18 protein-coding genes and 1 tRNA gene are annotated in these 23,057 nt (G+C 68.6%); 14 read left to right on the forward strand and 5 right to left on the reverse strand.

Annotated elements, in window-relative coordinates; translation table 11 throughout:
- Positions 1-3: 3 nt before the first annotated feature.
- Complete coding sequence (locus M2351_RS04740) at positions 4-2,985, reverse strand: response regulator (RefSeq protein ID WP_264654983.1); 2,982 nt, start codon at positions 2,983-2,985, stop codon at positions 4-6.
- Positions 2,986-3,461: 476 nt separating this feature from the next.
- Here M2351_RS04740 and M2351_RS04745 point away from each other — a divergent pair, with 476 nt between their 5' ends.
- Together M2351_RS04745 and M2351_RS04750 are read left to right on the forward strand one after the other, a co-directional pair.
- Entirely contained in the window at positions 3,462-3,668 is a 207-nt protein-coding gene (locus M2351_RS04745; protein ID WP_264654984.1) for a hypothetical protein, read from the forward strand.
- Between the two features lie 36 nt (positions 3,669-3,704).
- Positions 3,705-3,929 carry a hypothetical protein gene (locus M2351_RS04750; protein ID WP_264654985.1) on the forward strand — a complete coding sequence of 75 codons (225 nt, stop codon included), beginning with the start codon at positions 3,705-3,707 and terminating at the stop codon, positions 3,927-3,929.
- Positions 3,930-3,998: 69 nt separating this feature from the next.
- Here the strand turns inward: M2351_RS04750 and carA are convergent, their stop codons facing one another.
- Positions 3,999-5,174, reverse strand: a complete 1,176-nt coding sequence (carA, locus tag M2351_RS04755; protein ID WP_264654986.1) for a glutamine-hydrolyzing carbamoyl-phosphate synthase small subunit — start codon at positions 5,172-5,174, stop codon at positions 3,999-4,001.
- A 407-nt stretch (positions 5,175-5,581) separates the two neighbouring features.
- Here carA and M2351_RS04760 point away from each other — a divergent pair, with 407 nt between their 5' ends.
- The 4 genes from M2351_RS04760 (at position 5,582) to M2351_RS04775 (ending at position 10,494) form a co-directional block, all read left to right on the forward strand.
- Entirely contained in the window at positions 5,582-6,043 is a 462-nt protein-coding gene (locus tag M2351_RS04760; RefSeq protein WP_264654987.1) for a GatB/YqeY domain-containing protein, read from the forward strand.
- 157 nt (positions 6,044-6,200) lie between these two features.
- Positions 6,201-8,132 (forward strand): DNA primase, encoded by a 1,932-nt coding sequence (gene dnaG, locus M2351_RS04765; protein ID WP_264654988.1) that lies wholly within the window; start codon positions 6,201-6,203, stop codon positions 8,130-8,132.
- Positions 8,133-8,303: 171 nt separating this feature from the next.
- The gene (gene rpoD, locus M2351_RS04770; protein ID WP_264654989.1) at positions 8,304-10,271 is read left to right on the forward strand and encodes an RNA polymerase sigma factor RpoD; all 1,968 of its coding nucleotides are present in this window, start codon (positions 8,304-8,306) and stop codon (positions 10,269-10,271) included.
- 147 nt (positions 10,272-10,418) lie between these two features.
- Positions 10,419-10,494 (forward strand) — tRNA-Ile (locus tag M2351_RS04775).
- A 22-nt stretch (positions 10,495-10,516) separates the two neighbouring features.
- Here the strand turns inward: M2351_RS04775 and M2351_RS04780 are convergent.
- Entirely contained in the window at positions 10,517-11,137 is a 621-nt protein-coding gene (locus M2351_RS04780) for a response regulator transcription factor (RefSeq protein WP_264654990.1), read from the reverse strand.
- Entirely contained in the window at positions 11,134-12,591 is a 1,458-nt protein-coding gene (locus M2351_RS04785) for a histidine kinase (RefSeq protein WP_264654991.1), read from the reverse strand. Before M2351_RS04785 ends, M2351_RS04780 begins: the two co-directional genes overlap by 4 nt.
- A gap of 233 nt (positions 12,592-12,824) precedes the next feature.
- Here M2351_RS04785 and M2351_RS04790 point away from each other — a divergent pair, with 233 nt between their 5' ends.
- Both M2351_RS04790 and M2351_RS04795 read left to right on the forward strand, forming a co-directional pair.
- The gene (locus tag M2351_RS04790) at positions 12,825-15,221 is read left to right on the forward strand and encodes a TonB-dependent receptor (RefSeq protein ID WP_264654992.1); all 2,397 of its coding nucleotides are present in this window, start codon (positions 12,825-12,827) and stop codon (positions 15,219-15,221) included.
- 63 nt (positions 15,222-15,284) lie between these two features.
- Entirely contained in the window at positions 15,285-16,094 is an 810-nt protein-coding gene (locus M2351_RS04795; protein ID WP_264654993.1) for an energy transducer TonB, read from the forward strand.
- Between the two features lie 19 nt (positions 16,095-16,113).
- Here the strand turns inward: M2351_RS04795 and M2351_RS04800 are convergent, their stop codons facing one another.
- Positions 16,114-18,039: a PhoX family protein gene (locus M2351_RS04800; RefSeq protein ID WP_264654994.1), complete on the reverse strand. Its 1,926-nt coding sequence runs from the start codon at positions 18,037-18,039 to the stop codon at positions 16,114-16,116.
- A gap of 232 nt (positions 18,040-18,271) precedes the next feature.
- Between M2351_RS04800 and napE the strand changes: the two genes are divergently transcribed.
- The 6 genes from napE to M2351_RS04830 are packed head-to-tail and all read left to right on the forward strand — an operon-like array spanning position 18,272 to position 23,052.
- Positions 18,272-18,517, forward strand: coding sequence for a periplasmic nitrate reductase, NapE protein (gene napE / locus M2351_RS04805; RefSeq protein WP_264654995.1), 246 nt, complete (start codon positions 18,272-18,274; stop codon positions 18,515-18,517).
- 18 nt (positions 18,518-18,535) lie between these two features.
- On the forward strand, positions 18,536-19,042 hold the full coding sequence (napF, locus tag M2351_RS04810; protein ID WP_264654996.1) for a ferredoxin-type protein NapF: 507 nt from the start codon (positions 18,536-18,538) through the stop codon (positions 19,040-19,042).
- Entirely contained in the window at positions 19,032-19,328 is a 297-nt protein-coding gene (locus M2351_RS04815; protein WP_264654997.1) for a chaperone NapD, read from the forward strand. The genes napF and M2351_RS04815 overlap by 11 nt, the downstream gene beginning before the upstream one ends.
- Before the next feature lie 40 nt (positions 19,329-19,368).
- Positions 19,369-21,861 carry a periplasmic nitrate reductase subunit alpha gene (gene napA / locus M2351_RS04820; RefSeq protein ID WP_264654998.1) on the forward strand — a complete coding sequence of 831 codons (2,493 nt, stop codon included), beginning with the start codon at positions 19,369-19,371 and terminating at the stop codon, positions 21,859-21,861.
- A 16-nt stretch (positions 21,862-21,877) separates the two neighbouring features.
- On the forward strand, positions 21,878-22,366 hold the full coding sequence (locus tag M2351_RS04825; RefSeq protein WP_264654999.1) for a nitrate reductase cytochrome c-type subunit: 489 nt from the start codon (positions 21,878-21,880) through the stop codon (positions 22,364-22,366).
- Positions 22,363-23,052 (forward strand): NapC/NirT family cytochrome c, encoded by a 690-nt coding sequence (locus M2351_RS04830; protein WP_264655000.1) that lies wholly within the window; start codon positions 22,363-22,365, stop codon positions 23,050-23,052. Before M2351_RS04825 ends, M2351_RS04830 begins: the two co-directional genes overlap by 4 nt.
- The last annotated feature ends 5 nt before the right edge of the window (positions 23,053-23,057 follow it).

Raw genomic sequence — 23,057 nt, forward strand, 5'->3', positions numbered from 1 at the left:
TCTTCATTGCGCCGCCAGGACGGACGGAGCGGCCAGCGTGCCGCGGATACGGGCCAGCAGCTCCTCCGCCCGGTAGGGCTTCTGCACGATGACGAGGCCATCCACCGAGGCGGCCTTCGGGATCTCGGCGTAGCCCGTCACCATCAGCACCGGCAGATCCGGGCGGCGGGCGCGCAGCGCCCGAATCAGCTCCAGCCCGGTCATCCCGGGCATCGCATAGTCGGTCAGCACGAGGTCCACCTCCGGCTCCCGCTCCATCACCTCCAGCGCCTCCGGCCCACTGGAAGCCTCCATGATGCGGAAACCGGCTTGCTCCAGGACCGTCGCGGTGCCCATGCGCACCAGCACCTCGTCCTCGACGACCAGGATGGTGGCGGAGCGTTGCGGCGGCGGGCTTCTCGCCAGGCTCACCTCGCCGGACACGGTCGCGTCCTGCGCGTCTGCGCGCGGCAGGTAGAGCGTCACGGTTGTCCCGCGGCCGGGTTTCGTGTCGAGCGTGACCGTCCCGCCGGACTGCGCGGCCAGCCCGTGCACCATGGACAGGCCGAGGCCGGTGCCGTGCCCGACACCCTTGGTGGTGAAGAAGGGCTCGAAGGCGCGGGTCGCGACCTCCTCGTTCATGCCCTGGCCGGTGTCGGTAACGGCGATGCGCACGCAGTCGCCGGGCGCGAGATCGGCCGGGCGGCCGACGAAGCCGTCGGGGCAGTTGGCGGTGGCGATGGTCAGCGCGCCGCCGTCGGGCATGGCGTCGCGCGCGTTGATGGCCAGGTTCAGGATGGCCATCTCCAGCTGGTTCGGGTCGACCCGCGCCGCCCACAGGCCGGGCGAGGACTCCGTTGCGATGCGGATGGTCCCGCCGAGCGTACGTTCGAGCAGGCCGCTCATCCCCTCGACCAACTCCCCGACGTCCACGGACTTCGGCTCCAGCCGCTGGCGGCGCGAGAAGGCCAGCAAATGCTGGGTCAGCGTGGCGCCCTTGCGGACCGCTTCGGTCGCCATGTCCAGAGCCTTGGCGGTCCCGGCCCCGGCGGATCCGCCGTTGATTCCGCCGTCCTGGCCAGCCTGGATCAGGTAGAGGGCCGACCCGATGGCCTGAAGCAGGTTGTTGAAGTCGTGGGCGATGCCGCCGGTCAGCTGTCCGATCGCTTCCATCTTGCGGATCTGGTGCAGCGTCTCCTCCGCCTGACGCAGCGCCTCCTGGGTGCGCTCCCGCTCGCCGACGTCGCGGGCGACGCGGAAAGCGCCGATGCGCCGGCCGCTGGAATCGACCATGGTGCCGAAGGCCAGCTCAAAGCGCTGGCGGCGAAGGGTTGGGTTGCCGATCTCCTCCACGGTCGTGAAGGTTTCGCCGGCCAGGGCGCGGCCCCACAGGAAGCGCGCCCGCTCGACGGCGTCGGGCACCCCGTCCATCAGGTCCAGAAGGGACCGGCCGATCTCCGGGCGCCGGCCGTACAGCGACTCGATCTCGCGCTGGTAGGCGCCGTTGAACAGGAGGATGCGCAAGTCCTGGTCCACCGCGACGATCAGGTCGGTGGAGCTTTCGATGATGGCCGCGAACAGGCGGCGGTCGGCGGCGTGCCGCCCCGCCAGCTCGCCAAGCTGCTCCTCGTGGGCGCGGCGCCGCTCGGTCACGTCTTCCAGGATGCCGACGGCGCGGGCGGCGCCGGGCGCGGCCTCGGCGAGGAAGGCGCCGCGCATCACGAGCCAGCGAACCCGACCGTCGGGGAAGCCGACCGGGAATTCCGTCTCGAACTCGCCGGTGGCTGGACCGTCCCGGTAGAACGCGCTGCGCAGGCCGCTGCGATGGTCGGCGGACACGTTGCGGATCCAGGCTTCGATCGACGTTCCGTCAGCGGCGGCGCTGCCGAGCAGCTCCGCCGTCCGGTCCGACCCATAGAACCGCCCGCCGCGGGCGTCGAAACGCCAGATCCCGAGACCGACCGCCTCCATGGCGAGGCGCTGCTGGGCCTCGCTGTCGCGCAGCCGCTGGGCCGTGCTGGCCAGCGCGCCGGCGACGTCGTTCACCTCGCGGATCGGGGTGCGCTCGATGATCCCCGTGGTGGCCGACGGGCCGTGCCGCCCCAGCGCGCGGGCCGAGTCGGCGAGTGCTGCGACCGGACCGGCGATGCGCCGCCCGACGGCGAGCGCCATCATCAGGCTGAGCGTCAGGAGGATCCCGCCGCCGGTCAGGACCAGCAGGACGGACTGGGTCAGCGGCTCGCTGATCACCGCCTGGGGAACGCCGACGGTGACGGTCCAGCTGGACGCGCCCGAGCGGGCGAAGGCGTTGAAGAAGCGGACGCCGTCCCGCGTGACGAAGGGAAACGTTCCCGACGTCGCCGCGGCGGTGACGCGGAGCACATCGGGCGGGACCGGCGTGCCGGCGCTGGACTGCGGCGCGGCGGTGCGCGTGATGAACAGACCTTCCCGGTCCCACAGGCCGGCGATCCAGCCGTCCGGCAGTTCCTGGCGCTCCAGGACGCCGGCCAGCACGTCGGTCGGCACGCTCATCGACAGCACGTGGGTCGCCTTGCTGTCCTGCACCACCGGAACGGCGACGGCGACCAGGAGCTGGCCGGCGACGGCGCCGCGGAACACGCCGGAAATCTGTGTCTGCCCGGTGTCCGCCGCGCGGCGGATCAGTCCGGCGATGGCGGCGTGCGGAAGCGGCTCCCCATAGGGGCGGCGGGTGTTGGCGATCTGCTGGCCGTTGGCCTCGCTCAGAACGATGTGGATGCCCTCACGCCGAACATCCTTGCTGCGCAGAACCTCGATCGCCGTCGCGTGGAAGGCGGCGTAGTCGCCGGACCGCAGGGAGGGGGAGGTCGACAGCACCTGGAGCGCCGTCGCCATCGCGGTCAGCTCGCGGTCGATGGCGACCGCCAGCATGCGCGCGGTGTCCTGGCCCGACCGCTCGATGGCCGCGCTCTGCGTCTCGGCCATGCGGACGACCATCCAGCCGACGAAGGCAAGGACCGGGAGCATCGCCGCGGTCACCAGTAGGACCAGACCGGCACGCAGCGACAGTCCATCCGATCGGCCGCCCACCCTTCCGCGATGAATGGGGGGACGTCGGTCGGGCTTGGGGCTGCTGTCTTTGTCCGCCTGCGGCGCGGGCACCGGTTGCATACTCCCGTATTACTGGTGAATTATGCTTTGTTTACCATCGCAGACTTCGGGTTCGAAGGACACACCTTTAATTGCACGTACCCAAAGGATTCGGAACCGTGCGGGAGGCCCGCTGTTGGCGGAAGGAGGGGCAGCCGAACGATGGGGGTGCCATCATGAACGACCGAAACCCTGAACGGGCCCGGCCTGAAAGAATTGAGCCTGAAAGAATTGGGCCTGAAGGGACCAGGACCGGCACCGCCGGTCCGAACAACATCGGGGCCGGCCCTGGAACCGGTGACCCAAGGCCCGATTATCCGGGCGGGTCGCCCGTCGACGTCCGGGACGGCACCTTGCGTCGTCACAGGCCGCTCGGCGACACGGATCCGCGCGGCGGCGGGCCGATCCCCGGCCTGTCGTCCGAAGCGGCGTCGCGCAACGCCATCCACTCCACCATCACGCCGTCCTCGACACGCGGCGGCTGGACGGCGGGTGGCATGGCGATTCCGGCGCTGCTGATCGTGGTGCTGATCGTCGCCCTGGCGGCTCTGTTCTTGTGAGGTTGCCTCCCGGAGGAACCGAAGGAGGGAACGAGCATGTCCGAGAAACGAGGCGACGAGCGCGAAGGGCCGATGACGACCCAGCGCCCGCAGCAGTCCGGCGACAAGCCCGAGGGCGGAAAGCCCGCCGGCCACAAAGAGGGCCGGAAGGCGGAATGCGACAACACCGAGTTCGGCCAGGCCGCCGGCGCGCCGGGGGGACGCGGCGGTGCCACGCCCTACGGTGGGATCCAGCGGGTGAAGCCGCGCACCGAACGCTGAATCAGGGGCAAGAACGCGAAAAGGAGCCGAAACCGGCTCCTTTTCTTTGTGCGTGCAGTGGTACGCCGCTTACGCGGGCTTCTTTTCGGCCATCAGTTCGACGAAGCGGTCGAACAGGTAGTGGCTGTCCTGCGGGCCGGGCGAGGCCTCCGGGTGGTACTGCACGGAGAAGACCGGCTTGCTCTTCAGCCGGATGCCCTCGTTGCTGCCGTCGAACAGGCTGACGTGGGTCACCTCGGCGTCGGCGGGCAGGGTCTCCTCCATCACCACGAAGCCGTGGTTCTGGCTGGTGATCTCCACGCGGCCGCTGGCCAGGTCCTTGACCGGGTGATTCGCGCCGCGGTGGCCCAGCGCCATCTTCTTCGTCTTGGCGCCCAGCGCCAGCGACAGCATCTGGTGGCCGAGGCAGATGCCGAACATCGGCAGGCCGGTGTCCAGCAGGCCCTTGATCGTCGGCACGGCGTATTCGCCCGTGGCGGCGGGGTCGCCGGGGCCGTTCGACAGGAAGACGCCGTCCGGCTGGTGGCGCATCACCTCCTCCGCCGTGGCGCTGCCCGGAACGACCGTGACCTTGCAGCCGGCGGCGGCGAGGCAGCGCAGGATGTTGCGCTTGGCGCCGTAGTCGATCGCCACGACGTGGAAGCGCGGGTTCTCCTGCTTGCCATAGCCCTGGCCCATCGTCCAGGCGGCCTCGTCCCAGTCGTAGGTCTGGCGGCAGGAGACGTCCTTGGCGAGGTCCATGCCCTCCAGCCCCGGCCAGCCCTTGGCCTTGGCGACCAGCGCGTCCAGGTCGAACACGCCGTCCGGCGCGTGGGCGACGACGCCGTTGGGGGCGCCCAGGTCACGGATGCGGCGGGTCAGGCGGCGGGTGTCGACGCCGGCCAGCCCGATCAGGCCGTAGCTCTTCAGCCAGTCGTCCAAGTGGCGGGTGGCGCGCCAGTTCGACGGGTCGGTGATGTCGGCGCGCAGGATCAGGCCGCGGGCCGCCGGGGTCACCGTCTCGATGTCCTCCGGGTTGGCGCCGACGTTGCCGACGTGCGGGAAGGTAAAGGTGATGATCTGCCCGGCGTAGCTGGGGTCCGTCAGGATTTCCTGATAGCCGGTCATGGAGGTGTTGAAACACACCTCGCCCACCGAATCTCCCACCGCACCGATGCCTCGGCCCTTGAAGACGGTGCCGTCGGCCAGAACCAGGACACCGGTGTAAGCGCCGGCATCGCCCGCCGGGAGAGTCGATTGAGCCATCCTTCAGACCTTATCAAGAGCCGCCGCGGGCCACACACATCCAAGTTACGGAACGGCGACGGCGCTTTCGTCCCGCGGGCGCACGCGTCACCGTTCGCTCCGGGTTCGGCCGCACCCCCTTGCGGGCGGTCGGCTGGAGCCTGGATCGATTAGTCGGGTCGGGTGGGCCGGTCAACCGTATATGACGATTGGGCTTGCGATTTCCAGCGGTCCGTTTGCATGGGGCGCCTGCGTGGGCGGTGGGAGGCTCCCACCGGGCTCCCGCCAGGCTCCGGCTGGAGCGCCGCGGAATAGCCATGGCAATTCACTGGGAAATCGGGGAACATCCCAGGTTCGCGCCGCCCGGAGTCACACCGGACGCCCGTGTCGGCGCAGGACCGTTGCGATCGAGATGTGAGGATACAGGTATGCTGCGCACGCGGCTGAACGAGGCCCTGAAGGAAGCCATGCGCGCCAAGAACCAGCGCGCGGTGTCCACCGTCCGCCTGATTCTGGCGGCGCTGAAGGACCGCGACATCGCGGCGCGCTCGCGCGGCGTCATGGACGGCATCGACGAGGCCGAGATGCTGTCGATGATGCAGTCTATGATCAAGCAGCGCGGCGAATCGATCAAGATGTACGAGCAGGGCGGACGCCCGGAGCTGGCCGAGCAGGAGCGCGAGGAGATCGCGGTCATCGAGGGCTTCCTGCCCAAGCAGATGTCGGACGAGGAGACGACCGCCGCCATCCGGACCGTCATCGGCGAGGTCGGCGCCGCCAGCATCAAGGACATGGGCAAAGTGATGGCGGAGCTGAAGGCCCGCCACGCCGGCCAGATGGACTTCGCCAAGGCCGGCCCGGTCGTCAAGCAGCAGCTGTCGGGCGGCTGAGGTCCGGCGCCTCGTCCCACCAGCTGCCGATGTTACGGCGGTGTTAGGCCAATCACGGGCGGAGCCGTTGGGGGGACCGGCGGCGTTCCGATACCGGGCTCCGCCACCCCGATGCTTCCTGTCCGTCATTCCCGTCCGTCACCGGTAACGCCCCACCATGGCCTTCCCGCCACAATTCCTGGAAGAGCTGCGCACCCGTCTGGCCCTGTCCGACGTGGTGGGCAAGCGCATGCGCCTGATCCGCGCGGGGCGCGAGTACAAGGCGCCGTGCCCCTTCCATCACGAGAAGACGCCCTCCTTCTACGTGAACGACCAGAAGGGCTTTTTCCATTGCTTCGGCTGTGGGGCCCACGGCGACATCATCGGTTTCGTGATGCGCCACGACAACCTGGCCTTCCCGGAAGCGGTGGAGGCGCTGGCCGGCGAGGCCGGCATGCCCGTCCCCCGCCCCACCGAGGAGGACAAGCAGAAGTACGAGCGGCGCAAGACGCTCCACGATCTGGTCGAGCAAGCCGCCCGCTGGTTCGAGCAGCAGCTCTACGGCCCCGCCGGACGGGCCGGGCTGGAGTATTTCCAGCGCCGCGGCCTGGACACCGACATCATGGCGCGCTTCCGCCTGGGCTTCGCGCCCGGCGATTCCGGGGCGTTGCGCCAGCACCTGCTGAAGCTGAACTATGGCGAGGAGGACATGATCACCGTCGGGCTGCTGCGGCGGCCGGACGACGGGCGGACCCCGTACAGCTTCTTCCGAAACCGCGTCATCTTCCCGGTGACCGACCGGCGCGGGCAGGTGGTCGCCTTCGGCGGCCGCATCCTGGAAGGCGACGGCCCGAAATACGTCAACACCTCCGACACGCCGCTCTTCCACAAGGGCACGCTGCTCTACGGCCTATCGCGGGCGCGGCAGGCGGCGGCGGACGGCAAGCCGGTGATCGTCGCCGAAGGCTACATGGACGTCATCGCACTCGTCCGCGCCGGCTTCGAGGGGGCGGTGGCCCCGCTCGGCACCGCCCTGACCGAGACGCAGGTGCAGGAACTGTGGAAGCTGATCCCCGACGCGGAGAAGGTGCCCTTCCTCTGCTTTGACGGCGACAACGCCGGCCGGCGCGCGGCGTGGCGCGCGGTGGAGCGCATTTTGCCGCACCTCGCCCCCGGCCAGTCCGCCCGCGTCGCTTTCCTGCCGGAGGGCGAGGACCCCGACAGCCTGCTGCGCCTGCACGGCCCCCGCGCCATGCAGGAGGTGCTGGGCGAGGCGATCGCGCTGTCCGAGGCGGTCTGGCGGATGGAGACGGAAGGCAAGCCCACCGACACGCCGGAATCAAAGGCGGCGGTGAAGGCGGCGCTGGAGGCGCGCGTTTCCACCATCGCCGACCGCGACGTCCAGGTCTTCTACCGCACGGAAATGCGCCGCCGCGTGGACGAGGCCTTCGCGCCGCCGCCGCGCCAACGATCAGGCGGCGGCAACTGGGGAGGCCCCTGGGTGCCGGGCCAGCGCCCCGGCCAACCGCTGCGCCGCCATGTGCCGGGAATGCCGGGCCTGCGCACGGCCCCGCCGCCCGGCCACCGCCGCCGCAACCCCGGAAATCTGGCCGCTGCGCGGGAACGCGTGCTTTTGGCCGTGATCATCAACCACCCTGACCTGTTTGATGAGTTGGGAGAGTCCCTCGGGATGCTCCCGTTCGCCGACCCGGCGCTCGATGAACTGCGACGCGCGGTCATAGAAGCGTTGGCCGGCCAAACCGGAAACGACTCGGCTGGAAACGACTCGGGACTTGACGCCGCATCGCTTTGTCGCCACTTGTCATCCGCCGGCTTTGATACCATTGTCGGCGCTCTGCTAAGCGAGTCGACCTATGTCCATGGCGGATTCGCGCGGCCGGAGGCTTCGGCCCTGGAGGCGAAGAAGAAATGGTGGCCGACCTGGAGGCATCTGCATCACAGGCAGGTCATGGTCGATTTGACGGAGGCAAAGGCGGCGTTGGCTCGTGACAACAGCGAAGCGAATTTCGCGCGGGTCGTGGCCCTTCAACAGGAGGTCATCAGGTCCGGAATGGGAATGACGGATGACGAGGATCTCGAGGATGCCTAGCTGCCACGGCGGCTGGGCGGTGGAAGGCAGGGCCAAGGTGGACCCGATCGGGCCGTACACGGTTCCGGGCGGTACACAACCGAGTTAAGCAGGTGCGGATCGTCGGCGGGGGGCCGCCGCGGTGCGCGCTTTGGTATTTTCTTATTGGGGTAATGCGGGGGCATCGATCGCATGGCCACGAAAGCTGCGAACAGCGTGGAAGTTTCGGAAGCCCGGGAAGACACCGGTGACGGTCCGCTCATGGACGGCATGGGTCTTGCCGTTAAGAAGATGATCGCCCGCGGCAAGGAGCGCGGCTACGTCACGTATGACGAGCTGAACGCTGCCCTGCCGCAGGATACATCGTCTTCGGAGCAGATCGAAGACACGATGGCCATGCTGTCCGAAATGGGCATCAACATCGTCGAGTCCGAGGAGCAGGACAACGAAGGCGCCGCCGCCGCCGATGGCGAGGGCGAGGGCCGTTCTGCCGGCAACCTGGACGACGACGACATCGGCCGTACGGACGACCCGGTCCGCATGTACCTGCGTGAGATGGGCTCGGTCGAGCTGCTGTCCCGCGAGGGCGAGATCGCGATCGCCAAGCGCATCGAGGCCGGCCGCGAGATGATGATCGGCGCGATCTGCGAATCGCCGCTGACCATCCGCGCCATCCTTGAGTGGCACGACGCCCTCATGGAAGGGAAGATGCTGCTGCGCGACATCATCGACCTGGACGCCACCTACGGCGGCGGCCCGGACGGTGAAGAGATCCCCGAGGGCCTCGCGGAGGTGGTGGAAGCCGCCGCCGAGACCGAGGAGACCGAGGAGGAGCGTCCGCCGCGCCCCGAGGGCGAAAGCGAGGAGGAGGGCGACGAGGACGGCGAGAACAGCCTGTCCCTGTCCGCCATGGAAGCCGCGCTGAAGCCGCAGGTCATCGAGACCTTCGAGAAGATCAAGGCGACCTACGACAAGCTGCACAAGCTGCACGAGGGCCGCATCGCCGCCATCCAGCGCGGCGAGGACGTGGTCAAGCAGTCGGACAAGAAGTACGACAAGCTCAAGACCGAGATGGTCGAGCTGATGAACACGGTCCGCCTGAACAACCAGCGCATCGAGCAGCTGGTCGAGCAGCTCTACGCCTTGAACCGCAAGCTGACCGGCTTCGAGGGCAAGCTGCTGCGCATGGCGACCGACTGCCGCGTGAAGCGCGAGGACTTCCTGAACCACTATTTCGGCCACGAGCTGGATCCGAACTGGCTGGAGCGCGTCCGCGGTCTGAATCCCAAGACCTGGGGCAAGTTCTACGACAAGTACGAGAGCGACATCCGCAAGACGCGCGAAGGCGTGTCGGGCATTTCGGATGAAGCCAAGCTGCCGATCAGCGAGTTCCGCCGCATCGTCTCCACCGTCCAGAAGGGCGAGAAGGAAGCGAGCCGCGCGAAGAAGGAGATGGTGGAGGCCAACCTGCGCCTCGTGATCTCCATCGCGAAGAAGTACACGAACCGCGGCCTGCAGTTCCTGGACCTGATCCAGGAGGGCAACATCGGCCTGATGAAGGCGGTGGACAAGTTCGAGTACCGGCGCGGCTACAAGTTCTCGACCTACGCGACCTGGTGGATTCGCCAGGCGATCACCCGCTCCATCGCGGACCAGGCGCGGACCATCCGCATCCCGGTCCACATGATCGAGACGATCAACAAGCTGGTCCGCACCAGCCGCCAGATGCTGCACGAGATCGGCCGCGAGCCGACCCCGGAGGAGTTGGCGGAGCGTCTGATGATGCCGCTGGAGAAGGTCCGCAAGGTCCTGAAGATCGCCAAGGAGCCGATCTCCCTCGAAACGCCGATCGGCGACGAGGAGGATTCGCATCTCGGCGACTTCATCGAGGACAAGAACGCGGTCCTGCCGCTCGACGCCGCCATCCAGGCGAACCTGCGCGAGACGACGACCCGCGTGCTGGCATCGCTGACGCCGCGCGAGGAGCGTGTCCTGCGCATGCGCTTCGGCATCGGCATGAACACCGACCACACGCTGGAAGAGGTCGGCCAGCAGTTCAACGTGACGCGCGAGCGCATCCGCCAGATCGAGGCGAAGGCGCTCCGCAAGCTGAAGCACCCGTCGCGGTCGCGCAAGCTGCGCAGCTTCCTGGACACCTGATCGGGACACCTGATCCGGGCTCGGGAATACGCTGGAATGGAAAACGGGGCCTTAATGGCCCCGTTTTTCGTTTCGGCACGCCTCGGTTGCCAAACGGGGTTGCAAGTTGCCCCTGATCTGGCGCACATTCGGCGTCCCTCGCGGGATGGGCCTGTAGTTCAGCGGTTAGAACGCGCCGCTCATAACGGTGTTGTCGTCGGTTCGAATCCGGCCAGGCCCACCACTTCTTCCAACGGCGCTCTCCTTCACAGATCGAAGCGCTGTTCGATGGCGAAACGGATCAGTTCCCGGGTGTTCTTCAGGGTGAGCTTGTCCTTCATCTGCGTGCAGGTGTTCGCCACCGTCTTGTAGCTGATCCCCAGCCGCTCGGCGATGTCCCCCAGGATCAGGCCCTGCCCGAGCAGGCGCAGCACGTCCAGTTCCCGCGGCGTCAGGTCCTGGCGCCGGCCCGGCCCATGGTTCAGCACCGCCAGCTCGCGCGCCATGGCGTGGCTGAGGTAGGTCCCGCCGGCGAGCATCACCTCGACCGCCACGATCAGCTCCTCGGGCGCGTCGTTCTTGGTCAGGTAGCCTTTTGCCCCGGTCTGGAGCGCCCGCGACACGAGGATCAGGTCGTCGTGCATGCTGAAGATCATCACCCGGCAGCGGGGGTCCTTCTCCAGGAGTTTGCGCAGAACCTCCAGCCCCCCGATCCCCGGCAGACCGAGGTCGAGAACCACCACATCCGGCTGCCGCTCGTCGCAGAGGGCGAACGCCTCCTCGGCGGTGGTGGCGTCCAGCACCTCGTACTCCCCGCCCTTGCTCAACAGGCGCCGGCAGCCGGCGATGACGATCCGGTGGTCGTCGACGATGAGAACCGTCTTCATGGCTCCTGTCCCTCCCGGCAAACGGTTTCGGGTGGCGGGGCGGTGGGCGCGCCGGTGGGGCCGGTGGGGATGATGGCGCGGACCATCGTGCCGCCGTGCTCAGACGGGCGGACGGTCAGGCTGCCGGCCAGGGCGTGCACGCGCTCCGTCATCCCCGGTATCCCGAAGCCCCCCGTGGCGGATGGGCCGGCACCTCCCTGGTCGCCACCTTGCCCGCGGCCTTGCCCATCATCGCACACCGACACCACGACGCGCTCCGCCTCGGCCGTGGCCCGACGCTCCACCGACACCGCGATGTCCGTCGGCCCGGCGTGCCGCACGGCGTTCATGATGGCTTCCTGGATCACCCGGTAGACGGTCAGGCGGACCGGGTCGCTGAGGCTGTCGATGGGACCTTCCAGATCGAGGCGCCACTGGATGTCCGGCTTCTGGCGGCGCCAGCGGTCCACCTCGTCGCGCAGGACGTCGCTCAGCGGAAGGTGATCCAGCACCGCCGGGCGGAGGCGGCCGAGCACGCGCCGGCTCAGCTGGTGGATGCTCTCAATGGCGTCCATCACCGCCTCGCCGCGCTCGTCGATCTGCTCTGGTCGTGCCGCCGCCGGGTTTCGCGCCAGCTTGTGGAGTTCGCGCGCGTCGATCTTCAAGGCGAACAGGGACGGCCCCAGCTCGTCGTGGATGTCGCGGGCGAGGTCGCGCCGCTCCCGGTCCTCGACCTCCACGAGCTGGACGGCGAGGCGGCGGTTGTCGGACTGGCTCCGCGCCAGGCTGTCGCCCAGCGCGCGGATTCCCGCGGCGATCGGGGCCAGCTCCGGCACGCCAACCTGATCGAGCCGGACGCCGAAGTCGCCATGTTCCATGCGGGCCAGCTCGCGTTGAAACTGGCGCAGCGGGGCGAGCGCCCGGCCCACCGCGACGGCCAGAAGCAGGAGGAGCCCCGCCGACAGCAGGAGACTGAAGCTCCCCAGGCTGCACGCCGTCTCCCAGACCTCGGCCACCTCGTCCCAGGGCTCGGCGACCACGGCGTAGGCCGCGGGCCCGTCATCGTCGGATCCATCGCCGTCAGACGGGGGCAGGTCGATGCGGCGCACCTGCGGCTGCGCGCCCACCAGGGTGGCGAACCAGCCCGGGACGTCGTCGCGGGCCTCGGAAGCGCCGGTTTCACCGATCACCGCGCCGGAACGGTCGAGCAGGCGAATTTGGACGTGGCGCAGCTTGCGGGCGGGAACCAGGAGGGCCGACAGGGCGGCGATGTGCTCCGCCGCCGGGCGGTTGCGCAGGGTCGGCGCGACGGCGATGCCGGAGTGGCCGATCAGCACGCCGGCGAGGTCGAGGACCGACTCCATTTCCGCCCCAACGCGCTCGCGCGCGTCGGCGATGATGACGGTCCCGCCGATTCCGACGAAGAGCAGCAGGAACAGCGCGAACAGGGCGATGAGTCGCTGCTTCAGGGACATGGTGCCGGCGTCATGGATTCCTCCCGCGGCGGCCATGATACGGCGCGGACGATCGCCCAGCCATTGTCCTTTCGAACCGTGCGCCGGAAACAAGCAGGTATTGCCGAATTTTCCCGGGTCGAACCGGGAATAACCGGGCGCTGCACGGGCAATCTTTCGTCCCTCCATTGTGCCATTGGCCGATGGAGACTTCCGTCGCTCAAATAAAGAAAACATGGGATTGCGGAGGAAACATGCGACGCCGTGCGTTGGGAGCCTGGGTGATCGGCTCCTGCTCGATGGGGATTGGTTTGGCGTTTGCGGCGGAGCCCGTGACGCCCGCACCGGCAACTCCCGCGCCGGTGGCCCTGGCTCCGGTGAACGTCACGACCACGCCGCTGGTTGGACCGGGCATCGAGGCCGACAAGGTGCCGGCCAATCTGACGGGCGTGACCAAGGAGGACCTGTCGGAGCGCGGCGCGCCCGACCTGACCGGCACGCTGGAACGCCGGGTGCCGAGCGTGAACCTGAACGCGGCGCAGAACAACCCCTTCCAGCCGGACCTGCAGTTCCGCGGCTTCACCGCCTCCCCCCTGGTGGGGAACGCGCAGGGGCTGGCGGCCTACCAGAACGGCGTGCGCGTCAACGAGGTGTTCGGCGACACCGTCAACCTCGACCTGATCCCGGACATCGCCATCAATGACATGGACGTGGTGTCGAACACCCCGGCCTTCGGGCTCAACGCGCTGGGCGGCGCGCTGAGCATCCGGATGAAGGACGGCTTCACCAGCCAGGGCGGGCAGCTGGTCTTCCAGGGCGGCTCCTTCGGCCGCGTCCAGGGCGCCTTCGAATACGGGCGGCAGATCGGCAACGTCGCCGGCTACGTCGCCGGGCAACTGCTGCACGAGGACGGCTGGCGCGAGCATTCTCCCACCACCCTGCGCCAGTTCTACGGCGACATCGGGGTGCGCGGCAGCCGCGGGCAGCTGAACGTCAACCTGACCGCCGCCGACAACAGCCTGACCGGCAACGGCCCGGCGCCGATCCAACTGGTGGAGGCGGCGCGCTCCCACGTCTTCACCTACCCGGACAACACCCGCAACCGGCTGGTCATGCCGACGGTCCGGGCCGACTATCAGGTCAGCGACACGCTGTCGCTCCAGGGCACGGCATATCTGCGCCATTACGAGCGCAAGACGCTGAACGGCGACACGGTGGACGCCGAAAGCTGCACGGTCACCGACCGCAACCGCGACGGCATCGACGACCGCACCAGGGAGCGGACCGCGCTGCGCACCGGCCAGCTCTGCCTGAACGACACCGGGCCGATCCTCTACGACAGCCAGGGCCGGCCGATCGCCGATTTCCTGAACGACGCGCGCGGCGGCGTGCTGAACCGGACGAACACCCAGTCCACCTCCGGCGGCGGCACGCTCCAGGGCACGCTGGAGGAGCCGCTGTTCGGCCATCGGAACTTCCTGGTGGTGGGGGCCAGCCTGGACTACGGCGTGACGCGCTTCAACGCCAGTTCGGAGCTTGGCACCCTGACCCCCGACCGCACCGTGGACCCGGTCGGCCTTATCATCGCCCAGCCGGACGGCGAGATCGCCCCCGTCTCCATCCGCGCCACCAACACCTACATCGGCGCCTACTTGTCGGACACTTTCAACGTCACGGACGCGCTGGCCCTGACCGCCGGCGGACGGCTGAACGTGGCGCGCATTTCGACCGAGGACAAGCTGGGCAGCGCGCTCAATGGCACCAACACCTACACCCGCTTCAACCCGGCGGCGGGCGTCACCTACCAGTTGGACAAGGGGCTGAGCAGCTATTTCGGTTATTCGGAGAGCAACCGCGTGCCGACGGCCGCGGAGCTGTCCTGCGCCGATCCGGCGCGGCCCTGCACCCTGACCAACTTCTTCCTGTCCGACCCGCCGCTGAAGCAGGTGGTCGGCCGCACCTGGGAGGCCGGGCTGCGCGGGACCGATGCGCCGGCCCTGGAGGGGCTCCGCTTCTCCTGGAACGCCGGGCTGTTCCGCACCGACCTCAGCAACGACATCCTGAACGTGGCCTCGGGCGTGCGCGGGCGCGGCTATTTCCTGAACGCCGGCGACACCCGCCGCCAGGGCATCGAGGCGGGGACCAAGCTGGCCGGCAAGGGCTGGTCGGTCTATGTCCAGTACGCCTACATCGAGGCGACCTTCGAGAGCGACCTCGTGCTCAACAGCCCGGACAACCCGAACCGCGACCGGGCGACCGGCACCGTGCGCGCCCATTCCGGCGACTCGCTGCCCGGCGTTCCCGCCCATCGCTTCAAGCTCGGCGGCAGCTACAGCGTGACGGAGTCCTGGACGGTGGGCAGCGCGCTGACCGCCTATTCCGGCCAGACCTACACCGGCGACCCGTCCGGGTCGGTGGGCAAGGTGGGCGGCTACGCCACGCTCGATCTCAACACCAGCTATCAGGTCACCAACAACATCCAGCTCTTCGGGCTGGTGCAGAACGTCACCAACGCGCACTACGCGACCTTCGGCACCTTCGGCGGCGTGCGCGAAATCCCCCTTGCGGAGGCGCCGGGCGCGACCGACCCGCGCTTCATCAGTGCCGCCCCGCCGCGCGCCGTCTATGGCGGCGTGCGGGTGACCTTCTAAGCCGTGGCCGGGGCGGCGCACCCGGCGTTCGGCCGCGGAGTCACGCGGGCGGAGGAGGCGCGCGTGGAGAGTCGCTTCGTCGCGGCGGTGGCCGCTTCGATGCTCCTCCACGTCACCGTGGTCGCGTGGCTCCTGCTGCCTTCGGCCGAGCCACCGGCCGCTCCGGAGTCCATCGCCGTCGACCTGATCCTGGAGGAGCCGGCGACCGCGTCGGAGCCGACCGCCGGGGACCCCACGCCGGACCCCGAACCGCCGCCTGCGGTGCCGGACCCCGAAGCGCCACCGGTCGCAGCGCCGGTCGCGGTGCCGGAAGCCGCAACGCCGGAATCGCCCGTCACCGAGCCGCCGGTCCCGGAGCCCGAGGCGGTTGCTCCTCCAGCACCGCCGCCTCCACCAGTGCCGACCCCGGCCGTCACCACGCCGTCTCCCCCGGTACCGCCGCCAACGCGCAAGCCGCGGGCGCCGTCCGCGGCAGTGTCACCGAAGCCGGCGGCACCGCCGGCCGCAACCGCACGGGCACCGGCACCGGCCGCGCAGGCGGGACCACCAGCCTCGGCGGCCCCATCCCCATCGGCATCCTCCGCCGTTCCGGCCGACTACGCGGCGATGGTCAACGGCCGGCTCGAACAGGCCAAGACCTACCCGCGGCTGGCCCGCATGCGGCAGGAGCAGGGGACGGCCCAGGTCCGCTTCGCGCTGGCCGGCGACGGCCGGGTGACGGCGTGCACTGTGACCGGCAGTACCGGCCACGAATCGCTTGATGAGGAAGCCTGCGCCCTGGTGTTCCGGGCCTCGCCGCTGCCCCCGCCTCCCGGGGCGGCGCCGAACGCCCGCGTGGAGCTGTCAGCGCCGATCCGGTTCTCCATCCGCTGAAGCGACGTCAAGCAGTCACTCAGACCGCGTGCGGCAGCCCGTGGATGTAGCCGACGCCGCCGCTGCGGCGGTTGCGGTAGGCGTCCTCGATCAGCGCGGCGACGCTGTCCTTCACCTTGTCGTGCAGGCCCTTCTCCCAATCGCCGGGGTGCTGGAAGTTGCTCATGATGTAGGAGAAGCCGTTGACGTCGTCGATCGCTTGCAGGCCGGTCGACTCCGCCCCCGTCGGGCAGGACAGGATGCGGGCAAGCGCCTTGGTGTCGACGTTGTAGGCCCACAGGAAGTTGTTGACGTGGTTGCCGCTGTCCTCGCCGATGAACAGCGTGCGCAGCTTCTCGGAGAATTTCAGGTTGTCCGGATTGGCGATCAGGTCGGCGTCGGCGGTGTTGCCCAGCGCGTCCGGGGTGGCGAGGTCACGCCCGACCAGGGCCGGGACGGCGCTGAGATGCACCGGCACCCACGCGCTGTCGATGGCGGCCCCGGCCACGTCGGTCTGGCCGCCGGTCATGGGAAGCTGGTAGACCGCGCCGGCGTTGATGGCGTTGACCTTGATGCCGCTCTTGCCGTCGCTCATGGACTTGTAGATGTAGGACATCGCCATGTAGGCGGTCTTGTCCTTGGCGTTGACGGTGACCCCCTCCAGCTTGGTCAGGGCCATCGTCGCGCCGGCGGTCGGGGCGTAGCGGTGGGTTTCCAGGAAGGCGGCGGCCTTCTCCATGCCCGGCTTGAACCTGACCCACTGGGTCTTGCCGCTGAAGGGGATCGCCGTGAAGGACGGGTCCTGCGGATCCTCCTTCCTCACCTCCACAATGTCGGCGGCCGTCAGGCTGTCGGCCAGCTTTTCGATCTCGGCGCTGGTGGCGTGGCCCAGCTTGACCCAGCGCAGCGCGAAGGCGCCGCCCTTGTCGAGGTCCTTGCCGTCCTCCTGCTGCATCTTGGCGGCATAGAGCGTGCCGGCGGACAGGTCCGCGGCCTTGTCGGCGATGAACATGAACAGGCCGCCGTTGGTGGCGTCGTCGCCCATCAGCACGGTGCGCCGGTCGGGCATCACCTGCACCAGCTCGTGCGAAATGCGGCCCAGGCAGTAGTGCTTCGTGATGGTGCCGGTGCCGTCGGGGTTGACCGTCACTTCCGGCAGGTGGCCGTAGTGGTACGGGTTGGCCTTGTTCGGGTCGCCGTACAGGCTCTGGCTGAAGCCGTGGCACTGGTCGTCGAGCGCGGTGGCGTCCGGCTCGTACTCCTCGCTCGACAGGTGGGTGTTCCAGGGCGACAGGCTGGCGCCGCAGGTGATCCACAGGCCATGCGCCGCGCTGGTGTCGACCGTGTGGTACTTCACCAGCGAGAGCGCCCCCGTCTCCTTGTTCTGGTCGAGCGTCAGGATGGCGATCGGCGACGGCAGGCGGCCGTACATCGACGCATCCTTCGAATCGCGGGTCGTGTACTCGAACTGGACGACCGCGAACAGGGTGTTGCCCTTCACGCCCGGCACCGTGGCCGGCATCGGGTTCAGCAGGTTGCAGCCGTCCGGGCAGTCGGAGAAGAACTGGGCCGGCGTGGTCAGCGAGCCGTCCAGGATCGGCTTGCCATTGATGTCGTAATGGCCGCCGGCCAGCGTGGTGCCGCCCTTGCCGTCCGGAACCATGTCGCCGGTGATGAACAGCGGCTGGTAGTCCAGCGCGAAGCTCTGCTTCGTCCCGTCGGCCCAGCCTACCACCATGCTGGATTCGACCGTGGTCTTGGCCTGCGCCGCGGCGGTCGCGGGGGCGGCCATGCCGACGAACTCGACGGACACCGGGGCTCCCTTGGCGGTGGCTGCTTCCGCGCCCGCGGCGAACAGCAGGCTGCCGGCGCCCGCGCCGGCGACCGGCAGCAGCGGCATTCCGGCCAGCATCCGGAGCACGGAGCGGCGTGACGTTTCAGAACGATGGACGGGCGGGGTGGTCATGATCGGTGTCTCCTGAACCCTCAGCAGGGCAATCGGCTGGTCCGGTCGCGCGGCGCGGGCGCCCCGGCCTTGTTTGCGTGAGCGGGCGCAGGGTACTGCGGCGATGTTACAGTTTGACGGGCGTCGCCACGCAAACGGGGCAGCGACGTGGGGCTGCGACTCCTGTCGGAACCAGACCAACCGTCGCGGGTTGTAGAAACGTCTGGCAGGCAGGTTGAAGGCTGAAAGACCCATGAGCCATTTCCGACGGGACAACGGTTCCTCCACGCCCGATCGATTATCGCCGCGGCTGGTCACGACATCCGAGGTCGGCGGTTCCAGGGGCGATCCCGGAGCAAAGCGCCGGGAAATCGCGATGTTCCTGGTGTTGGCCGTCGTCATCTGGCCGATCCTGTCGGTCGCGATCGTCGGCGGATACGGCTTCCTGGTCTGGATGTCGCAGCTGATCATGGGGCCGCCCGGCCCACCCCCCGTTTGACCGGGCGGGCGGTGGACCATGCCGAGCCCGGTATTTGATGAATCGCGGCGGCGCCTTCTGCGCGGACGCGTGCGCGCGGCGGCGCTCCGTCCCCCCTGGTCGCTTGCCGACCGCTTCACGGATCTGTGTACACGCTGCGGCGCCTGCGTCGGGGCCTGCCCGGAAGCGATCCTGCACGCCGGTGACGGCGGCTTCCCGGAGGTCGATTTCCGCCACGGGGAATGCAGCTTCTGCGCCGCCTGCGCGGATGCCTGCCCGGAACCGGTGTTCGACCGCACCAATCACCGCCCCTGGACGCTCGTCGCCGCGATCGGGCCGTCCTGCCTGACCGCCCGCCGCGTCGTCTGCCGAAGCTGCGGCGACGCCTGCCCGGAATCCGCGATCCGCTTCGCCCTGGAGCCCAACGGCGTCGCGCGTCCGGCCCTGGACACGTCCGCCTGCACCGGCTGCGGGGCTTGCCTGTCCGCCTGCCCGGTCGGCGCGGTCACCATTGGCACGCCGTCGGAGGCTTCCCATGCTGCCTGACTCCAAGCCCGCCGAATGGCACATCGCCTCCATCCTCGTGCATCTGCGCCCGGAGCGGCGCGACGACGTCCGGGCGGCGGTCGCCGCCATGCCCGGCGTCGAGATCCATGCCGATGAGGCGGGCAAGATGATCGTGACGGTCGAGGCCCCCGACGAGGGCCGGATCGCGGATCGCATGACCGCGATGCACCTGCTCGACGGGGTGATGTCCGCGGTCCTGGTCTTCCATCACGTCGAACCGGCTGGCGGTGAAGCGGAGGAGGCCATCGGTTCGACCGGCACCTGAGCATCCAAACTCTGAAAATCCAAGAAAAGGGGGAACACCCATGTTGGATCGGCGGGATTTCATCAAGGCGCAGGCGGTGGCCGCGGCGGCGGCGGCGGGGGGCGTCAGTCTTCCGGCGATGGCGCAGACCTCCATGATCGCGGGCGAGGACGCGCAGCTGAAATGGTCCAAGGCGCCCTGCCGCTTCTGCGGCACCGGCTGCGGGGTCATGGTCGCCACCAAGGACAACCGCGTCGTCGCCACCCACGGCGACATGCAGGCGGAGGTCAACCGCGGCCTGAACTGCGTGAAGGGCTATTTCCTGTCCAAGATCATGTACGGGCAGGACCGGCTGACCCAGCCGCTTTTGCGCATGAAGGACGGCAAGTACCACAAGGACGGGGAGTTCCTGCCCGTCACCTGGGACCAGGCCTTCGACGAGATGGCCCGCCAGTGGAAGCGCGTGCTGAAGGACAAGGGGCCGGACGCCGTGGGCATGTTCGGCTCCGGCCAATGGACGATCTGGGAAGGCTATGCCGCTTCCAAGCTGATGCGCGCCGGCTTCCGCACCAACAACCTGGACCCGAACGCCCGACACTGCATGGCGTCCGCCGCCGTCGCCTTCATCCGCACCTTCGGCATGGACGAGCCGATGGGCTGCTACGACGATTTCGAACACGCCGACGCCTTCGTCCTCTGGGGCTCCAACATGGCGGAGATGCACCCCATCCTGTGGACCCGGATCAGCGACCGGCGGCTGGCGCACAACCACGTCAAAATCGCGGTGCTCTCCACCTTCGAGCACCGCAGCTTCGAGCTGGCCGACATCCCCATGATCTTCGAGCCGGGGACCGATCTCGCCATCCTGAACTTCATCGCCAACCACATCATCAAGACCGGCCGGGTGAACCGGGAGTTTGTGGAGAAGCATTGCAGCTTCCGCCTTGGCCAGAAGGACATCGGCTACGGCCTGCGGCCGGAGAATGTGCTGGAGGTGCGCGCCGCCAACGCCAAGGACCCGACCGATTCCAAGCCCATGAGCTTCGACGAGTTCGCCACCTTTGTCAGTGACTACACGGTGGACAAGGTCGCGGAGCTGTCCAAGGTGCCGAAGGAGCGGCTGCTGGCGCTGGCGGAGCTGTACGCCGACCCGAAGACCAAGGTCATGTCGCTGTGGACCATGGGCTTCAACCAGCATGTGCGGGGCGTGTGGGTCAACCACATGGTCTACAACATCCACCTGCTGACCGGTAAAATCTCCGAACCCGGCAACAGCCCCTTCTCCCTGACCGGGCAGCCGTCGGCCTGCGGCACCGCACGCGAGGTCGGCACCTTCGCCCACCGCCTGCCCGCCGACATGCAGGTGAACAACCCGGTCCACCGCTCCCATGTGGAGGAGGGCTGGAAGATCCCCAAGGGCCTGCTGCCCGGCAAGATCGGCTACCACGCCGTCCTGATGGACCGCATGCTGAAGGACGGGAAGCTCAACGCCTTCTGGATCATGGTCAACAACAACCTCCAGGCGGCGCCCAACACCAACACGGAGACGTACCCCGGCTACCGCAACCCGGACAACTTCATCGTTGTGTCCGACGCCTACCCGACGGTCACCGCGTCCGCCGCCGACCTGATCCTGCCCGCCGCCATGTGGGTGGAGAAGGAGGGCGCCTACGGCAACGCGGAGCGGCGCACCCATTTCTGGCACCAGCTGGTCACCGCCCCTGGCGAGGCGCGCTCCGACCTCTGGCAGCTTATGGAATTCTCCAAGCGCTTCACCACCGACGAGGTGTGGCCGAAGGAGATCCTGGACACCAACCCGGAGTTCCGCGGCAAGACGCTGTTCGACGTGCTGTACCGCAACGGCAACGTGGACCGCTTCCCCCTGTCGGAGATCGACCCGGAGTACGAGAACCGGGAGTCCAAGGCCTTCGGCTTCTACGTGCAGAAGGGGCTGTTCGAGGAATACGCCAGCTTCGGCCGCGGCCATGGCCACGACCTTGCCCCCTTCGACCGCTACCACCAGGAACGCGGCCTGCGCTGGCCGGTGGTGGACGGGAAGGAGACGCGCTGGCGCTACCGCGAGGGCTACGACCCCTTCGTCAAGGAGGGGGAGGGCGTCAAGTTCTACGGAAACCCGGACGGCAAGGCGAACGTCTTCGCCTTCCCCTATGAACCGCCGGCGGAATCGCCGGACAAGGACTTCGACCTGTGGCTGGTCACGGGGCGCGTGCTGGAGCACTGGCACTCCGGCTCCATGACCATGCGGGTGCCGGAGCTGTACAAGGCCATGCCCATGGCGATGGTCTTCATGCACCCCGACGACGCCAAGGACCGCGGCCTGCGCCGCGGGTCGGAGGTCAAGGTGGTCTCCCGGCGCGGCGAGATCCACACGCGGGTGGAGACGCGCGGCCGCAACCGGCCGCCGCGTGGCGTGGTCTTCGTGCCGTGGTTCGATTCGGCGCGACTGATCAACAAGGTGACGCTGGACGCCACCGACCCGATCAGCAAGCAGACCGACTTCAAGAAGTGCGCCGTCAAGATCGTCGCCGCCTGAGGGAGGACCGGATCCCATGCCCCGCCATCTTCTCATCGCGCTGGCCGCGGCGCTGCCTTGCCTCGTGCCCGCTCTGCTGTCGGCCCAGAATAGTGGGCCGGCCCGGCTCGACTCGCCGTTTCGGCCGCCCGTCAACTTCACCGACGAGACCACCGCCCCGCCGATCCCGGCCGACGTTACCGACGACCGGCGCGTCGCGCGCAACTACCCGGAACAGCCGCCGGTGATCCCGCACAACGTGCGCGACTACCAGATCACGTTGAACAACAACCAGTGCCTGACCTGCCACAGCCGCCAGTACACCGGGGCTTCGCAAGCGCCGATGATCAGCATCACCCACTACGTGAACCGTGACGGCCAGACGCTGGGGGCGGTCAGCCCGCGCCGGTATTTCTGCATGCAGTGCCACGTCCCGCAGACCGTCGCGCAGCCCATCGTCACCAACACCTTCAAGGACGTGGACAGCATGATCAGCCGGCCGTCAGACGGGGGAGACCGGCGATGAGATGGACCATCCCGGAATACCTGCTGCGGCCCTGGCGCACCATCGCGGGGCCGAGCCGGTACCTCAGCCTCGGCTTCCTGACGCTGGGCGGCTTCGCCGCGGGCGTGATGTTCTGGGGCGGCTTCAACACGGTGCTGGAGGCGACCAACACCGAGAAGTTCTGCACCGGCTGCCACGAGATGCGCGACAATGTCTATGAGGAGCTGAAGACCACCATCCACTTCACCAACCGGTCCGGCGTGCGGGCGACTTGCCCGGACTGCCACGTCCCGCACAACTGGACGAACAAGATCGCCCGCAAGATGCAGGCTTCGAAGGAGGTCTGGGGCAAGATCTTCGGCACCATCGACACGCGCGACAAGTTCGTGGCGATGCGGCGCGAGTTGGCGGAGCATGAATGGGCGCGGCTGAAGGCCAACAACTCCCTGGAATGCCGCAACTGCCACAGCGCGGAGTCCATGGACATCACCAAGCAGGGGGCGCGGGCGTCGCGCATCCACCAGCAGTTCCTGTTCACCGGCCAGCGCACCTGCATCGACTGCCACAAGGGAATCGCCCACCGCCTGCCCGACATGAACGGCGTTCCGCCGGGCTGGAGCGAGGCGGCGAATGAGACGGACGAGCCGGTCCGGAGCTGGCTTGCGGAACGACCAACCGGCGTCGCCAACCCGCACGCAAGCCCGTGACGGCG

The organism is Azospirillum canadense, assembly GCF_025961225.1.
GTDB lineage: Bacteria > Pseudomonadota > Alphaproteobacteria > Azospirillales > Azospirillaceae > Azospirillum > Azospirillum canadense.

Excerpts from the sequence above, each read along its gene's own strand:
- M2351_RS04790 (WP_264654992.1), top strand. The coding sequence starts at position 12,825 with ATGCGACGCCGTGCGTTGGGAGCCTGGGTGATCGGCTCCTGCTCGATG.
- M2351_RS04760 (WP_264654987.1), top strand. The coding sequence starts at position 5,582 with ATGCTGCGCACGCGGCTGAACGAGGCCCTGAAGGAAGCCATGCGCGCC.
- napA (WP_264654998.1), top strand. The coding sequence starts at position 19,369 with ATGTTGGATCGGCGGGATTTCATCAAGGCGCAGGCGGTGGCCGCGGCG.
- napE (WP_264654995.1), top strand. The coding sequence starts at position 18,272 with ATGAGCCATTTCCGACGGGACAACGGTTCCTCCACGCCCGATCGATTA.
- M2351_RS04740 (WP_264654983.1), bottom strand. The coding sequence starts at position 2,985 with ATGCTCCCGGTCCTTGCCTTCGTCGGCTGGATGGTCGTCCGCATGGCC.
- M2351_RS04825 (WP_264654999.1), top strand. The coding sequence starts at position 21,878 with ATGCCCCGCCATCTTCTCATCGCGCTGGCCGCGGCGCTGCCTTGCCTC.
- dnaG (WP_264654988.1), top strand. The coding sequence starts at position 6,201 with ATGGCCTTCCCGCCACAATTCCTGGAAGAGCTGCGCACCCGTCTGGCC.
- M2351_RS04750 (WP_264654985.1), top strand. The coding sequence starts at position 3,705 with ATGTCCGAGAAACGAGGCGACGAGCGCGAAGGGCCGATGACGACCCAG.
- M2351_RS04785 (WP_264654991.1), bottom strand. The coding sequence starts at position 12,591 with ATGTCCCTGAAGCAGCGACTCATCGCCCTGTTCGCGCTGTTCCTGCTG.
- napF (WP_264654996.1), top strand. The coding sequence starts at position 18,536 with ATGCCGAGCCCGGTATTTGATGAATCGCGGCGGCGCCTTCTGCGCGGA.
- M2351_RS04780 (WP_264654990.1), bottom strand. The coding sequence starts at position 11,137 with ATGAAGACGGTTCTCATCGTCGACGACCACCGGATCGTCATCGCCGGC.
- rpoD (WP_264654989.1), top strand. The coding sequence starts at position 8,304 with ATGGCCACGAAAGCTGCGAACAGCGTGGAAGTTTCGGAAGCCCGGGAA.
- carA (WP_264654986.1), bottom strand. The coding sequence starts at position 5,174 with ATGGCTCAATCGACTCTCCCGGCGGGCGATGCCGGCGCTTACACCGGT.
- M2351_RS04800 (WP_264654994.1), bottom strand. The coding sequence starts at position 18,039 with ATGACCACCCCGCCCGTCCATCGTTCTGAAACGTCACGCCGCTCCGTG.
- M2351_RS04830 (WP_264655000.1), top strand. The coding sequence starts at position 22,363 with ATGAGATGGACCATCCCGGAATACCTGCTGCGGCCCTGGCGCACCATC.
- M2351_RS04815 (WP_264654997.1), top strand. The coding sequence starts at position 19,032 with ATGCTGCCTGACTCCAAGCCCGCCGAATGGCACATCGCCTCCATCCTC.